Source organism: Spirillospora sp. NPDC048819, assembly GCF_040650055.1.
GTDB lineage: Bacteria > Actinomycetota > Actinomycetes > Streptosporangiales > Streptosporangiaceae > Spirillospora.
In genome coordinates this window covers 1-14,235 of record NZ_JBEZGN010000057.1, presented here as the reverse complement: position 1 = coordinate 14,235, position 14,235 = coordinate 1, and the positions used below count along the sequence as shown (strand labels likewise).

Sequence of the window (14,235 nt, the reverse complement as noted above, 5' to 3'; positions counted from 1 at the left end):
GAGTCCTTCGCGCGGGAGTCCTTGGCGCGGGAGTCCGCGGCGCCGGTATCGGCGGCGGACGATGTTCGCGGTCATGTTTCCGTGCCGGATAGGGAGCCGGGGGGTGTGTGGGCCGGAGTGCCCGAAGCGCAGGACGCGTACTCCGACCGGAACGGGTCGTCCGCGCCGAGTCAGACGGGCACTTGGGAGACCGGCGGTGTGCAGGTGCGGCTCGGGTCGCGGACGCGCGAGCGCGAACGGCAACGCCGGAAGCGCCGGTCCGCGGGACGGCGCGGCATGCTGGCCGGGGCGGGCGTGCTCGTCTTGGCCGGGCTCGTCACGATCGGGCTTGTCCTGACGCCGGGGTCGGGGGACGAGGGCGAGGCGGACGCCGGCAAGGCGGGGCAGAGCGTCGAGAACGTCGAGCTCCCACCGGCCGGGGCGCCGGTCGAGGTCGGTACGGCCGACGGGTTCAGGTACCGGGTCGCCGCGGTCACCAGCGGGGTCAACGAGAAGACGGAGGCCGCGCCGCCGGCCGGCACGTCGTTCCCCTACATCGACTACCTCCTCACCAACCCGACGCAGGAAGAGGTGCTGCTCAACTTCCCAGGCGACGTGTTCCTCAAGCGCGAGTTCGTCACGTCGGCCGCGCAGAGCCGGTGCGAGCCGCAGACCGGCGTCCCCGATGACATGTGCACTCCGCCGACGAAGAGTGAGGTCGTGCGGCGGCTCGCGGGCGGCGAGCTGGTCCCCGCCGCCGGCGGCGACAAGTACCTGCCGCCGGGATCGACGTACCTGGTGCGCATCACCGTCCAGGTGCCGATCCAGCGCGACATCACCGGCGCGGACATGGGCCTGTTCGTGTGGAGGCAGCTCTACATGGCCGACAAGCCCGCCAAGCAGGTCCCTCTCCCGGAGTGACGCGCGCCGGTCGCGGCTTGTCCGGGCTTCCCGTGGCCGGGTTCGGCCGCTAGCCCTGACAGGTGCCACTGACAGGTGACCGGTACCGAACCCGCCGGTTGTGGGTCGAGTGACAAGAGTCGTGGGCGGATTTGTCGGATCTCGCGAGACTCTGGGGGCGAGCGTGGACCGGCTGTCTAATTGCGCCAAAATATGATGGATTGCGGTAAGTGTGGTTCACGGGGGATCCGCACGATGACATGGGGAGGCTTGACGGTGAACACGGAACCGGGAGTCCCACGCCGTCCGGGCGAGGTCAGAGGCACCCCACCCCATGGGAATGCGGCCAGGGCCACGCCCGTGCAGGGGACGCCCGTCCACCCCGGGCCGGCCGCGCAGCCGTCCCCGCGGGCGGACGTGCGGATTCCGCCGGGCGCCCCGGTGCCGCCGGGCGCCCCGACGCGTCCCATCGTGCACGCGGCTCCCGGTGGGCAGGAGCCGCCGCGGGTCTGGGGCCGTCCGCCCGAATCGCCGCAGCCGCACGTCCAGCCGCACGTCCCGTCCCCGGAGCAACCGGGCGCGGAGCCGGACCAGCGCGGCGGCGCGGCATGGGCAGGCGTCTCCGAAGCGCAGGACGCCTACACCGAGCAAGACGCGTACACCGGACAGGACGAGTACGCAGAGCCAGGGGACGAGCCGTCGTCCACGACCGGGCCGATGGGGGTCCGGGAGACGAGCGGCGTGCAGGTGCGGCTCGGGTCACGCGAGCGCGAGCAGGAACGCAGGGCGCGGCAGCGGGCCGGACGCCGCAGCGGGCTCGTCGCGGCGGGCGTGCTCGTCCTGGCCGGGCTGGTCATGGTCGGGCTCGTCCTGACGCGCGGACCCGGGGACGGCGGTGAAAGCGCGGCGGCCGGTGAGCGGCCTCAGGGCGGCGCCGACGTCCGACTGCCCTCCGCCGGGGCGCCCATCGAGGTCGGCACGGCCGACGGATCCAAGTACAAGCTCGCCGCGGTGACCAGCGGGGCGAGCGACGGCGCCGTGACGACGTTCCAGTCGTCGCCGCCGTCCGGGACGTCGTTCCCCTACATCGAGTACCTGCTCACCAACCCGACGGCCGAGAAGGTGCTGCTCGACTTCCCCGGCGACGTCTTCGTCAAGCGCGAGCTCGTCACGCCCGATGCGCGGGGACGGTGCATGCCGCAGGCCGGCGTCCCGGAGGACATGTGCACTCCGCCGACGAAGAGCAAGGTGGTGCGGAGGCTCGCGGGCGGTGCGCTCATCCCCGGCGAGGGCGGTGACAAGTACATGGCGCCGGGCGCGACGTACCTGGTGCGCGCCACGGTCGACGTCCCCGTCCAGAACGACATCGCCCGCGAGGACATGGGCCTGTACGTGTGGAAGCAGCTGTACATGGCCGACCAGCGCGCCAAGCCGGTGCCCTTCCCGGGCTGACCTCACCGCCGCCCGGCCCGAACGCATGCGGAACCGCCGCGCCCGTCCGGCCGCGGCGGTTCCGGTCGATCGCCGGCCTTGCGCGTTGTGTCGCGCCGACCGGTGAGCCGGTTCATTCGGCTTCGGGGTCGTCGGCGAGGATCCCGTAGAGGCGGCGGCGGGCGTCGTTGACGACGTCCAGCGCACGCGCCTTCTGGGTCTCGCTGCCGACCGCCATGACCTGGTGCAGGGCGCCCATCAGCTGGCCGACCGCCTCACGCCCGCGCAGGGCGTTCTCGCCGGCGGCCGCGGTGACCTCGTCCCAAGGGGCCGTGGCCTGCCCCGACGCCGCCTCGCGGCCCGCGTCGGTGAGGGAGAACAGCCGCTTGCCGCCCTGCTCCTCGCTGGTGACCAGGTCCTCGTCCTCCAGCATCTGGAGGGTCGGGTAGACCGAGCCGGGGCTCGGCCGCCAGACACCGCCGGTGCGGCCGTCCAGCTCCTGGATCATCTCGTAGCCGTGCATCGCCCGCTCGGCGAGCAGGGCGAGCAGCGCCGCCCGGACGTTGCCGCGCCGGGTCCGCCGCCCGCGTCCACCGCGTCCGCGATGGCCGGGCCCGGGTCCGAACCCCGGACCGCCGGGCCCCCACGGGCCGAACTGGTCTCCGCGGCGCTCGCGCTCCTGGGGCCCCCGAGGGCCTCCGCGCCCTCTCATCATGTTGTCACGCATCGCAGTCCCCTTCGTTAGTGATCGGTTGCGATGGCTTAACGATATATCGGAATAGGTCGCGATGCAACACCGAGTCTTGAGCTCGTCGATGCGCGGACGCGCGGATGCGCGCCAGGAGAGGGCACAGGGAGGAGGCATCGCCGTTGAGCGGCAGCATTGCCCGACCTCGCGGCGGGCCCGGTCACGCGGGACGCGGGCACGCGAAGACGCACGACCGCCCGCCCAGCCGCACCTAGGCGGCCGACCATCCATGCTCGGTCGGCCGTACCTGCGGTGTGCTCGGCCGTGTCTGCGCGCTCGCGACCGTGGCGCGGCCTAGCGGGGACCGGGAGCCGGCCCCGCCCGATCGTCAGTGACGGGCCGTCAAGGGCCCGGGGCGTGTGGTGGTCAGGGGCCGGTGATCTTGAGGCTGTCCAGGATGTCCTTGGTGGCGTTGCGGTCGTCGGTCTCCTTGACCCGGATCCACAGGCCGAACTTGCCGGACTTGTCCTTGAGGCCGACCTCGGTGACGGACGGCGTGCCGGTCTTGCAGTTGGTGAAGCGCGTGATCGTCCCGCTGAGAGCCTTGTCCGGAGTGGTGTAGTTCTCCGGGGCGGCCTTCGTGCACTGCGAATGGACGGCCGCGCTCGGCGGGGGAAGCTGCCCGTCGCGCACGTCCGTGGTCACGCCGATGAAGACTCCGGGGCCCTTGCCGTTGCCGAGGTACGCGGCCTTGTCCGGCGTCGCGCGCAGTACCGGACGCGGCCCGCCGTCGCTGAGCCCGACGGTGGACGGAGTCCACGTCTGCTCGCTCTGGTCCTTGGGCCACGCCTTCGGCACCGCGGCCTTGATCTTGCCCGAGGTGTCGGATATCGCGGCGAAGTCCTTCGGGATCTCGGACTTTTCGTCCTTGTCCTTGCCCTTGCCGCCATCGTCGCCGGAGAACAGCAGGCCGAGGGTCAGGCCGCCGACCAGCGCGACCGCCAGCACGACCACCGTGATGATCAATGGAGTGACGAACTTCTTCCCGGCGCCGCCACCGCCGCCGGGCCGTCCCGGAGCGCCGCCGCCCCGGAGCTTGTTCATCAGCCCGCCCTTGCCGCCGCCGGGCCCCTGGCCCTGGCCTTGGACCGGCCCAGGGGGCGGCGGCTGAAAACCGGTGGGAGGCGGCGGGCCCGGTTGCCCCGGTTGCCCCGGTTGCCCCGGTTGCCCCGGCTGGCCCGGTTGAAGGTAGGGCTGCGGGCCGCCCGGCCCCGGGCCCATCGGCTGCATGGGGCCGCCCTGCTGAGGGGCGCCGTTCTGCGGGGGCTGCGTCGGGAAGACGGCGGTCTTGTTGTCACCGCCGGGGCCGCCCTGCTGTTGCGGGGGCGGCGGAGACTGCATCGCGACCGTGCGGTCATTGTCGTTGTCGGGTGCGGTCGGGGGCTCGGCCTGCCTGAACGGCGTGCCGCGCCCGCCAGGGTCGTCCACGATCGTCTGCTCGCCGCCCTGCGGCCCCGGCGGGACGCGCATCTCGGACGTGCGGACGTCGTCCTCCGCCGGCTGGTCGAGCCGTGTCCGCATCTCCCGCGGGCCACCCTGCGGGCCGGGCGGCTGCCCCTGGACGGGCGCGTGCCTCTGAACAGGCCCCTGGCCTTGGACAGGGCTCTGCGCTTGGCCCTGGACGGGGGTCACGGCTTGACCCGCGCCAAGCACGGGCCCCGGGCCGGGGCCGGGCGGCCGGGCCTGGGTGCCGTCCTGGTAGAAGTCCTGGACGGTCGCGTCCGCGTTGATCTGCGGGACCGGCGGCGCGTACGAGGGGGCGGGCGCGCCCGGCATCGACGTAGGGCGAAGCGTGGACAGCGCCTCGGCGAACGCCTCGGCGGTCGGCCACCGGTTCTCCCGCTCGACCTCCAGGGCGCGCAGGATCACCTGGTCGAACGCCGGGGTGATCCCCTCGCGCATCTCGCTGGGCGGCGACTTGACCGGCGCCGGGCCGGGGGCCCGTCCGGTGATCATGTGATAGGTGAGCGCGCCCAGCCCGTACACGTCGGCGCGGACGTCCAGACCGCCGCCGAACCGCGCCTGCTCCGGCGACATGTACCCGGGCGTGCCGACCGGCAGGGTGAACGCGCCGGAGGCGTGCGCGAGGGCCTTGGCCAGTCCGAGGTCGGCGATCAGCAGCTTCTCGCCGCCGTCCGGTGTCGACTGGAACAGCACGTTGGACGGCTTGAGATCGCGGTGGATCACGCCCAGCGTGTTGATCACCTCGACCCCGTGCGCGATCTCCTCGGCGAGGGCGATCGCCTCGTTGACCGGAAGTGGCCGTTCGCGCATGCGGTCGCCGAGCGTTCCGCGGTCCGCGTACGACATCACGAAGTAGGGGCGGCCATCCGGCAGCTCCCCGATGTCGTGGACGCGGACGAGGCGCTCGGAGTCGGCCCGGCGCAGGATCCGGGCCTCCTCGAGGAAACGGTTGCGCACGTCCAGATCGTCGATCAGGCTGCCAGACAGGACTTTTATCGCTACCTGGGAGTCCAGAGCGTCGTCTTGGCCCAGCCACACAGAGGCGAACGCCCCCGAACCCAGGACGCGGTCGATCCGGTAACGGCCTACTGATGGTGGGAAAGACACACCCGTATCATCCCAACAACGGGGTGAGTGTGCGAACGAGCAATGAGGCGGCATGGCATTCGACGAGAGGACCGAGGAGCTGGCGGTCAAGGCCGCGCAGGGTGACCAGAGCGCCCTCAACGAGCTCCTCCGCAAGATCGAGCCGGACGTCCTGCGGCACAGTTCCCGCTTCCTGCCCTGCCGGCAGGACGCCGAGGAGGCATGCCAGGACGCACTGCTGCAGGTGGCGCGGAACATCCACCGCTTCGAGGGGCGGTCGAGGTTCAGCACCTGGCTGCACGTCGTCGTCTCCAACTCCGCCCGTTCCACCTACCGGTCGCTGAAGCGGCGCTCGGTGGAGCAGGCGGGGGAGCTGCCGCAGCAGCGCCCCGATCCGCGCCGTACCAGCGTCATCGCGGGCTCCCGGGTCGACATCCTGGACGCCATGGAAGACCTGGAGGCCCGCAAGCCCGACCTCATCCAGGCCCTCGTCCTGCGGGACGTCTCCCAGCTGGAGTACGCGGAGATCGCCGAGCAGCTGGGCCTTCCGCTCGGCACCGTCAAGTCCCGCATCCACGAGGCGCGCAAGCAGGTCAGGCAGACGCTGGGGGAGTCCTACACCTGACCGTGGCCGGTCGCGGCCCGTGACGCGCGGGCCGGGCGGGCGGCCGCGGGCGCGGGAGCGTGGGGCGGCACCGTCAAACGTCGGTAATCGGCGGGCAACGGTGCCCTCATGACCTGGGTCGCGGGCCCGGTGCGTGGGACACCATGCCGTGCATGTCATCAGGCCCGGACCCCCGCCATGACCGCCCGATCTTCGTCCTCGGCTGTCCCCGCTCGGGGACGACGCTGCTGCAGCTGATGCTGCACTCGCACGCCCGCATCGCGATCCCGGCGGAGACGAAGTTCCTCATTCCCGCCTATGCGCGGCGGTGCGAGTTCGGTGACCTCCAGGAAAGGGAGAACAGACGCGCGCTGGCGGAGTGGATCACGGCCGAGAAGACCACCAAGTTCCACACGCTCGGCCTGGACGCCGGTGAGGTCGTCGACGAGATCGTCGCCGGGCCGCCGACGCTGGGCTCGGCGATCGGCGTCGTGTTCCGCTCCTACGCCCGCCGGCACGGCAAGCCGCGCTGGGGCGACAAGCGCCCGAGCTACTTCCGGCACGCCGGCGCGCTGCTGCGGATGTTCCCGGACGCGCAGTTCGTCCACCTCGTCCGGGACGGCCGCGACTGCGTCGCCTCGCTGATGGAGATGCCCTGGTACGACAAGGACCTCCACCACGCGGTGTCCGCGTGGCGGGAGGCGATCGACCACGGCCGCCGGCTGGCCGAGCGCCTCGGTCCCGACACCTACTACGAGATGCAGTACGAGCGGCTCGTCGCCGACCCCGCCGACGAGCTGACCCGGCTCTGCGGGTTCCTCGGCGAGGACTTCGACCCGGCGATGACCCACCCCGAGGGCCTGGCCAAGCGGACCGTCTCAGCGAGCAAGAAGTGGCACGGACGGACGCACGACTCCGTCACGACCAGCCGCATCGGATCCTGGGCGGAACGCCTCGACCCCTGGGAGATCAGCCTGGCGGAGGCCGCGTTCGGCGAACGGCTCGCCGAGTACGGCTACGAGCCGAGCGGGCTGCCGAAACCGCCCGCGTCCCAGCTCGTCCGGTTCACCCGGACCAGCGCGCACCGCCGCATCGCGCAGCGCAAGGCCGCCCTGCGTGAACGCTGGAAACAGCACCACGAACCGAACCCGGTCGAATGCCTCCTCGTGGCGGAGAGCACCGTCAGCCCCACCATGTGACCTGCGACGTCCCCCCGGCCGCCCCGGCGATCCCGGCCGCCCGTGGTGGCCGCGGAGTGAGCGCCGTCAGTCGAGAGCGGCGAGCTGGTCGGCGAACCAGCGCTGCGGGGGGAGCGCCGTCGCGGCGGCGGTGAGCCGGGCGCAGCGTCTGGCGCGCTCGGCGTGCGGCATCAGCAGGGCCCTGTGGAGCGTCTCGGCGGTCTGCGACACGTCGTACGGGTTGACCATCAGGGCGTCCTCGGAGAGCTCGGCCGCCGCACCCGCCTCCCTGGACAGCACCAGCGCGCAGCCGCGCTCCGACAGGACCGGCCCCTCCTTCGCCACGAGGTTCATCCCGTCCCTGATGGGGTTGACGAGCAGGACGTCGGCCAGGCCGTAGGCGGCGAGGGAACGCGGATAGTCGTCGTTCACCTGCAGGATCAGCGGATCCCAGTCCGCAGTGCCGAACTCGTCGGTGATCTGCTTCGCCATCCGCTCGACGGCCGCGGTGTACTCCCGGTACTCGGGCAGGTCGTAGCGGGACGGGTAGGCGAACGCGAGGTGCACCACGCGTCCGCGCCACTCGGGATGGTTGACGAGCAGCTCGCGATAGGCGGCGAGACCGCGCACGATGTTCTTGGACAGTTCCGTCCGGTCGATCCGCACGATGAGCTGACGGTCGCCCACCTGCTCACGCAGCGCGCGCGCCCGTTCCACGACGTCCTGTTCCGCGGCGCGTTGGCGCAGTGCCGTCCCATCGATGCCGAGGCCATGGACGCCTACATGCGTCACGTGTCCTGAACAGGTGACCGTTCGGGCGGCACGGTCGACGCGGGCTCCCGGCACCAGTTCGCAGCAGTCGAGGAAGGCCGAAGCCCACCGCTCGGTGAGGAACCCCGCGTGGTCGGCACCGAGGATGCCCAGAAGGATCTGCGTGCCGATGTCGTCTGGGAGCAGGCTGTAGTACTCGGGCGGCGCCCAAGGCGTGTGGGAGAAGTGGACGATTTTCAGGTCGGGGCGCCGGTCGCGGAGCATCCGGGGAGCCAGCGACAGGTGGTAGTCCTGGATCGCCGCCTTCGCGCCCTGTGCGGCGTCCCGTGCGAGGGCGTCGGCGAACGCCGCGTTGTACGCCTCATAGGACTGCCAGTCGCGGCGGGCGCGGGCATCGAAGTGCGGGCTGCGCGGGGTGTCGTACAGAAGGTGGTGGACGAACCACAGCGTCGAGTTGGCCACGGCGTTGTACGCGCGCTGGAACGTGGCCTCGGGGATGTCGAGCATCCGCACCGCCGCGCCGCCGGTCTCGTACCCGGCCAGGTCGATGCGGCCGTCCGGTGAACGGCGGGCGGCCGTCCGGTCGGCCTCGCCCAGGCTCGCGCACACCCACAGCACGTCCGACGCCTCGGACGCCGTCCCGGTGGCGGACGGGCTGAGCGGTCCGGGGTTCCGCGGCGCTCCCGTGACGGCGGCGAGGCCCGACACCAGCCCGCCGCCTCCCCTCCGCATGGTGAGCGCACCGCCCTCGGAGGACGAGAACGACACCGGGCCCCGGTTCGATGCCACCAGCACTTGGCTCATACCGGCAGGGTCTCAGTTGGGACCGAGGCGCTTCAAAGTGACCCACGTGGTGCACGCCAAAGCCGAACCCGCCTGGATTAGGGCAAACCGCCACGGGTAGTCGACGCGGATGAGCAGGGCCGAGACGATGAAGACCGTGCTCGTCGCCGGTGCGGCGAACCTCGTCCTCGCAATGGCGAAGCTGATCGCCGGCGTCCTCGCCGGGTCCAGCGCGATGCTCGCGGAGGGCGCGCACTCGGTCGGGGACACCCTCAACCAGGGCTTCCTTCTCGCGTCCCTGGGGCGCAGCGAACGTCCCCCCGACCGGCGCCACCCGTTCGGATACGGCAACGAGCGGTACGTGTGGTCGCTGCTCGCCGCGTTCGGGATCTTCGTGGCCGGAGCCGGGTTCTCCATCTCCTACGGAATCCTGACCATGATGGGCCGCGGCGGCACCGGCACGAGCGTGTGGCTGGCCTACGCCGTCCTCGGCCTGGCGGCCGTCCTGGAGGGGACGTCCTGGACACGCGCCGTCTACCAGGCGCGCAAGGAGACCCGCGAGAACGACCGGGGGCTCGTCGAGCACGTCCGCCGGTCGCCCGATCTGACGTTCAAGACGGCGCTGTTCGAGGACGGCACCGCGATGATCGGCCTCGTGCTCGCCGCCGCCGGCCTGACGCTCCGCGAGATCACCGGATCGGACCTGTGGGACGGCCTCGCCTCCGTCCTCATCGGCCTGCTGCTCGTCGTCCTCGCGTTCGGGATCGGCCGCGAGAGCACGGCCCTGCTCATCGGTCGGGCCGCCGACCCCGCGGCACAGCGCGAGATCCGCTCGGAGATCCTCGGCTCCCGCGGTGTGACCGGCGTGGACGAGCTGCTGACCATGCACTTCGGTCCCGAGCAGATCCTCGTCGCCGCCAAGGTCAACTTCTCCGACGACATCAGCGCCGACGAGGCCGAGGACGTCGCGGGCGAGATCGACCGCAGGCTTCGGGAGCGGCTCCCGGCCGTCCGGCACGTGTTCCTCGACCCCACCCAGCGCACCGCCCGCCGCGAAGAACCGGCGTGATCAAGAACGCGTCCGGGTAACGTCTCAGCCAGTGGACCCGGCTGTCTGGCATCCGGTCAGATCATGTAAAGTCGATGCATACGCGCTGAAAACGCGCTCGCTTTCACAACTGAATATTGCTCATCCAGAGGGGTGGAGGGACCGGCCCTGCGAAGCCCCGGCAACCACTCGGCTCAGGCGCACTCGCGATCCTGCGGGGCCGGCCGGGAGATGGTGCCAACTCCGGCCTGCGACCAAGGTGGCGCAGGGAAGATGGGGAGAAAGGCCTCGCCCTCATGGCACTCACGCCTGCCACTGACCTCGGACCCGCTACCGGCCTCGTCTGCCGCGAATGCGGTTCCACACGCGACCTCGGCCCGTTCTACGCCTGCGAAGAGTGTTTCGGGCCTCTGGAGATCGCCTACGACTTCGGCGGCGTCACCCGCGCGGCCATCGAGTCCGGGCCCCGCAACATCTGGCGGTACCGCGGGCTGCTGCCCGTCCCGTCCACCGTGGCCGAAACGCCCAACACCGAGCCCGGCCTGACACGTCTCGTCCGCGCCGACAACCTCGCCGAGAGCCTCGGCCTGCAGAGCCTGTGGGTGAAGGACGACAGCGGCAACCCGACCCACTCGTTCAAGGACCGCGTCGTCGCCGTGGCCCTCGCCGCCGCCCGCGAACTGGGCTTCAAGGTGCTGGCCTGCCCGTCCACCGGCAACCTCGCGAACGCCGTCGCCGCGGCCGCGGCCCGCGCCGGGATCCGCAGCGCCGTGTTCGTCCCGTCCGACCTGGAAAGCCAGAAGATCATCACAACGGCCGTCTACGGCGGGACGTTCGTGACCGTCGACGGCAACTACGACGACGTCAACCGGCTCGCGTCCGAGATCGCCGGCGAGCAGGACGACTGGGCGTTCGTGAACGTCAACGTCCGGCCGTACTACGCCGAGGGCTCCAAGACCCTCGGCTACGAGATCGCCGAGCAGCTCGGCTGGCGGCTGCCCGACCAGATCGTCGTCCCGGTCGCGTCCGGCTCCCAGCTCACCAAGATCGACAAGGCGTTCCAGGAACTGATCAAGCTCGGCCTGGTCGAGGACAAGCCGTACCGCGTCTTCGGCGCCCAGGCCGCCGGATGCGGCCCTGTCGCCGCCGCGTTCAAGGCCGGGCACGACGTCGTCCGCCCGGTGAAGCCCGACACGATCGCCAAGTCCCTCGCCATCGGCAACCCCGCCGACGGCCCGTACGTCCTGGACGTCGCCCGCCGCACCAACGGCGCCGTCGAGGACGTGACCGACGAGCAGGTCGTCGAGGGCATCCGGCTCCTGGCCCGCACCGAGGGCATCTTCGGCGAGACCGCTGGCGGCGTGACCGTCGCGACCCTCCGCAAACTCGTCGAGGCCGGCACGCTCGACCCGTCCGCCGAGACCGTGATCATCAACTCCGGGGACGGCCTGAAGACCCTGGACGCCGTCGCGCCCGTGGTCGCCCCGTCCGCCAACATCGCCCCGTCCCTGGAAGCGTTCCGCGCCGCCGGCCTGGCCTGAGAGGAGCACCATGAGCAGCGTGTCCGTCCGTATCCCGACCATCCTGCGGACCTACACCGGCGGCGAGGCCGAGGTGAAGGCCGAAGGCGCCACCCTCCGCGCCGTCGTCGCCGACCTGGAATCCAGCTACTCCGGCATCTCCGCCCGCATCCTGGACGACAACGGCAAGATCCGCCGCTTCGTCAACGTCTACGTCGGCGACGAGGACGTCCGCTTCGCCGACGGCCTGGACACCCCCACCCCCGACGGCGCCCAGATCTCGATCATCCCCGCCGTCGCCGGCGGCTGAGAGCAACCCCGGTCCTGGCGCACCGCCCGTGCGCCAGGACCGGCGCTCAGCCGGCGGTGGTGACCTTCCACAGGTAGCCGTCAAGGTCACTGAAGTAGCCGAAGTACCCGCCCCACTCGGTGGCGGCCGCCTCCCTGACCACGGTGCCGCCGGCGGCCACCGCGGTGCGCATGACCTCGTCCACCGCGTCTCTGGAGTCGGTGATGAAGTGGAACGAGGAGCCGCGGAACCCGGACCCCTCAGCCGATACGCCGGCGTCCTGCGCCGCCGCGCCCCATTCGTACAATGCCAGCGACGACGACCCTTCGCCCAGGTCGCATTTGACGAACCCGCCGTAGTCCTGGACGACCTCGCAGCCCAGCCCTTCGGCATAGAACTTCTTGGCGCGTGCGACGTCCTTGACGCCGAGCATGATGGCGCTCACCTGCAACTTGATGTCCATGCCCTGACGCTAGCCACGGGCCACCCGTACCCGCTTCTCAATTCCTGACCAGTTCCCGAACGGGCCCCCGGCGCAGATAAGACGGCAGGCCAAGCGACCAAGCCGAGCAGCAACCCGCTCCCAAACGGACGGACTCACCGTCCAGAACAGCCCCATCCGCTCCACCATTGCTCCGAACCTCGCGGGACATCCGTTGACGCTGATCGCCTGCCTGGCGATCATGATTCGCCATGGATTCCTCTCCTTCCTCGCAGGATGCTGAGCTATCGATCAGCTTGCCCATGTGGCAATGGCACATCATCGACGGAACGACCGACAACGAAATAAACACACAGTACGAGAGGCCCGACTGGGAAGAAATAAGGGCCATTGGAACGAGCGTCCGCGAGGCAGGCTGGCATCAGGTCGCGGGGTCGACGCCAGGTGTTCGACGCTCTGGGACCTGGCCACCGGCTGATGAGATCGTCACGGTGAGGCTGCCACGTGATCGGTGGAGTTGGGTGATCTCCGTGCTGGAGTACTGGGCTGGGGTCTCAGACGACATGCACGAGCCCGAAGACGCGGCCCAATCCCGCGCCATCGGCGATCTGATTCGATCTCACCTGACCGCGTAGTAACCGCCCTCCGCTGCCCCGTCCCCGGGTACGTGTTCCGTGGATACCGGGGGACGGCCGCACTCAGTGGATCATCGCGACACCCAGGGAGCGTCCGGGCGGGACTCCGACGCAGGTGAGAACGGTGCGGGGCCGGTAGATGAAGCTTCGCCCGGCGAGGGTGCGCGTCGCTCGCCCTCGGCAGGGTGGAGTGACCGAGAAGACAGTAGCCACCCCTGACCGCAAATGGACGGCCCCACCCTGCACGAACGGGGCCGTCCGTTCCGCACTGGTTCCGCGCACCGACCCGCACCCGCCCGGCGCGCGGCCCCCTGCTGCCCGTAGGCGTCGTTCCCCCTGCCTTCCCCTCCCGGCCCGACGAGACCTGTTCCCCGAGCCACGGCCGGTTGGAGACGCGTGCTGGGGGCGGCTTGGGCTCGACAACGTGGTGCGTTCTTCTGAAGGCTTACGGGGAGTTGTCGTCAGGTGGGGAGTGCTCTATGCGAGTGGGGTTCGGATGGCTCGTCGGGTTGCTCAATGGCGTAGGCCTAGGGGCGACGTGGGGATGGGTGGGCAACGGGTACGAATCTGGTGACAGCGCGATCGGCACTGGTCTCATGGGTGCTGTCGTGGGAATTTTGGTGGGAGCCGTGAGTGACGCAGTGCGTTTCGTCAGGAGCCGTCACGGTGCTGGCCGCTCAGTGGGCTGGTAGGGCGGCGGCGCGACCCCGTGACGGCCGTTCGCCGACGGACTGGGCGGGCGCGTCGCGCTGCGCGGCCCGGCGCGGGGCCGCGCAGCGGCCCAAGCGCCGCCCGCCCCTTGACCGGATGGCGGTCAATCTGGACGGAAAGGCAGCGGCGCCGAAGTCGGTCGCGCTGCGCCCGGACGACGACAGTCGGTTGTTCCGAAGTTAGCGGGGCAACCGGCTCGCTCCGGTCAGTTACGAGTCTATTTGGCGGCGGGCTCGTGAACACGCCCTGACGGCTGCGCAGCTCGCCACTCCGCTCGCCAAGCGTCCCTACGACCTGCGTAACGCTTGCGCCCTCCGCTGCCCCACCCCGGGTACGTGTTCCGCGCTCGTTCCGCGAATATCGGCGGACGGCCGCACGCAGTGGATCACCACGACACACCCAGGAAGCGTCCGTGCGGGACTTCGGCGCAGGAGAACGGGGCGGGGCAGGTAGTTGAACTTTCGCCCGGCGAAGGTCCGCGACGCCTACGATGGTGCGGTGGTGGAGCACGATTTGCCTGATTTGATTCATCTGGCTGACGACCTCGGCAATGTCAATCCCCTGAAAGTGTGGAGACTGGTTATGCCACCTTGGCCCCGGCGTAGTGGGCTGTCGTGGCCCTCCTCTTCTCGGTGATCTGCTGCTC

The 14,235-nt window shown here is 70.8% G+C and carries 11 protein-coding genes and 1 riboswitch; of the genes, 7 read left to right on the top strand and 4 right to left on the bottom strand.

The window, feature by feature from the left end; genetic code table 11:
- Positions 1-117 precede the first annotated feature (117 nt).
- Together AB0C35_RS42700 and AB0C35_RS42695 are read left to right on the top strand one after the other, a co-directional pair.
- Positions 118-900, top strand: a complete 783-nt coding sequence (locus tag AB0C35_RS42700; protein WP_358469219.1) for a hypothetical protein — start codon at positions 118-120, stop codon at positions 898-900.
- A 255-nt stretch (positions 901-1,155) separates the two neighbouring features.
- Positions 1,156-2,331 carry a hypothetical protein gene (locus AB0C35_RS42695; RefSeq protein ID WP_358469216.1) on the top strand — a complete coding sequence of 392 codons (1,176 nt, stop codon included), beginning with the start codon at positions 1,156-1,158 and terminating at the stop codon, positions 2,329-2,331.
- Positions 2,332-2,443: 112 nt separating this feature from the next.
- On the opposite strand, the gene AB0C35_RS42690 is transcribed toward AB0C35_RS42695, so the two are convergent.
- Complete coding sequence (locus AB0C35_RS42690; protein WP_358469213.1) at positions 2,444-3,037, bottom strand: PadR family transcriptional regulator; 594 nt, start codon at positions 3,035-3,037, stop codon at positions 2,444-2,446.
- A 387-nt stretch (positions 3,038-3,424) separates the two neighbouring features.
- Positions 3,425-5,683: a serine/threonine-protein kinase gene (locus AB0C35_RS42685; RefSeq protein ID WP_358469210.1), complete on the bottom strand. Its 2,259-nt coding sequence runs from the start codon at positions 5,681-5,683 to the stop codon at positions 3,425-3,427.
- On the opposite strand from AB0C35_RS42685, the gene AB0C35_RS42680 reads away from it, so the two are divergent.
- Complete coding sequence (locus AB0C35_RS42680; RefSeq protein ID WP_358469208.1) at positions 5,682-6,233, top strand: RNA polymerase sigma factor; 552 nt, start codon at positions 5,682-5,684, stop codon at positions 6,231-6,233. The genes AB0C35_RS42685 and AB0C35_RS42680 overlap by 2 nt on opposite strands.
- Before the next feature lie 152 nt (positions 6,234-6,385).
- Complete coding sequence (locus AB0C35_RS42675; protein WP_358469206.1) at positions 6,386-7,411, top strand: sulfotransferase; 1,026 nt, start codon at positions 6,386-6,388, stop codon at positions 7,409-7,411.
- Between the two features lie 66 nt (positions 7,412-7,477).
- On the opposite strand, the gene AB0C35_RS42670 is transcribed toward AB0C35_RS42675, so the two are convergent.
- Positions 7,478-8,965, bottom strand: coding sequence for a trehalose-6-phosphate synthase (locus tag AB0C35_RS42670; protein ID WP_358469204.1), 1,488 nt, complete (start codon positions 8,963-8,965; stop codon positions 7,478-7,480).
- Positions 8,966-9,074: 109 nt separating this feature from the next.
- Between AB0C35_RS42670 and AB0C35_RS42665 the strand changes: the two genes are divergently transcribed.
- From AB0C35_RS42665 to AB0C35_RS42655, 3 genes are all read left to right on the top strand, one after another.
- The gene (locus tag AB0C35_RS42665) at positions 9,075-10,013 is read left to right on the top strand and encodes a cation diffusion facilitator family transporter (RefSeq protein ID WP_358469201.1); all 939 of its coding nucleotides are present in this window, start codon (positions 9,075-9,077) and stop codon (positions 10,011-10,013) included.
- A 117-nt stretch (positions 10,014-10,130) separates the two neighbouring features.
- Positions 10,131-10,272, top strand: a riboswitch (SAM riboswitch).
- 16 nt (positions 10,273-10,288) lie between these two features.
- Positions 10,289-11,533, top strand: coding sequence for a threonine synthase (thrC, locus tag AB0C35_RS42660; RefSeq protein ID WP_358469198.1), 1,245 nt, complete (start codon positions 10,289-10,291; stop codon positions 11,531-11,533).
- Between the two features lie 10 nt (positions 11,534-11,543).
- Positions 11,544-11,822, top strand: coding sequence for a MoaD/ThiS family protein (locus tag AB0C35_RS42655; protein ID WP_358469195.1), 279 nt, complete (start codon positions 11,544-11,546; stop codon positions 11,820-11,822).
- A 46-nt stretch (positions 11,823-11,868) separates the two neighbouring features.
- Here the strand turns inward: AB0C35_RS42655 and AB0C35_RS42650 are convergent, their stop codons facing one another.
- The gene (locus AB0C35_RS42650; RefSeq protein ID WP_358469193.1) at positions 11,869-12,264 is read right to left on the bottom strand and encodes a VOC family protein; all 396 of its coding nucleotides are present in this window, start codon (positions 12,262-12,264) and stop codon (positions 11,869-11,871) included.
- Positions 12,265-14,235 lie beyond the last annotated feature (1,971 nt).

What these genes read in the sequence shown, in the direction of transcription:
- AB0C35_RS42650 (WP_358469193.1), bottom strand. Translation starts at nt 12,264, where the DNA reads ATGGACATCAAGTTGCAGGTGAGCGCCATCATGCTCGGCGTCAAGGAC.
- thrC (WP_358469198.1), top strand. Translation starts at nt 10,289, where the DNA reads ATGGCACTCACGCCTGCCACTGACCTCGGACCCGCTACCGGCCTCGTC.
- AB0C35_RS42675 (WP_358469206.1), top strand. Translation starts at nt 6,386, where the DNA reads ATGTCATCAGGCCCGGACCCCCGCCATGACCGCCCGATCTTCGTCCTC.
- AB0C35_RS42685 (WP_358469210.1), bottom strand. Translation starts at nt 5,683, where the DNA reads ATGCCGCCTCATTGCTCGTTCGCACACTCACCCCGTTGTTGGGATGAT.
- AB0C35_RS42665 (WP_358469201.1), top strand. Translation starts at nt 9,075, where the DNA reads ATGAGCAGGGCCGAGACGATGAAGACCGTGCTCGTCGCCGGTGCGGCG.
- AB0C35_RS42655 (WP_358469195.1), top strand. Translation starts at nt 11,544, where the DNA reads ATGAGCAGCGTGTCCGTCCGTATCCCGACCATCCTGCGGACCTACACC.
- AB0C35_RS42680 (WP_358469208.1), top strand. Translation starts at nt 5,682, where the DNA reads ATGGCATTCGACGAGAGGACCGAGGAGCTGGCGGTCAAGGCCGCGCAG.
- AB0C35_RS42690 (WP_358469213.1), bottom strand. Translation starts at nt 3,037, where the DNA reads ATGCGTGACAACATGATGAGAGGGCGCGGAGGCCCTCGGGGGCCCCAG.
- AB0C35_RS42670 (WP_358469204.1), bottom strand. Translation starts at nt 8,965, where the DNA reads ATGAGCCAAGTGCTGGTGGCATCGAACCGGGGCCCGGTGTCGTTCTCG.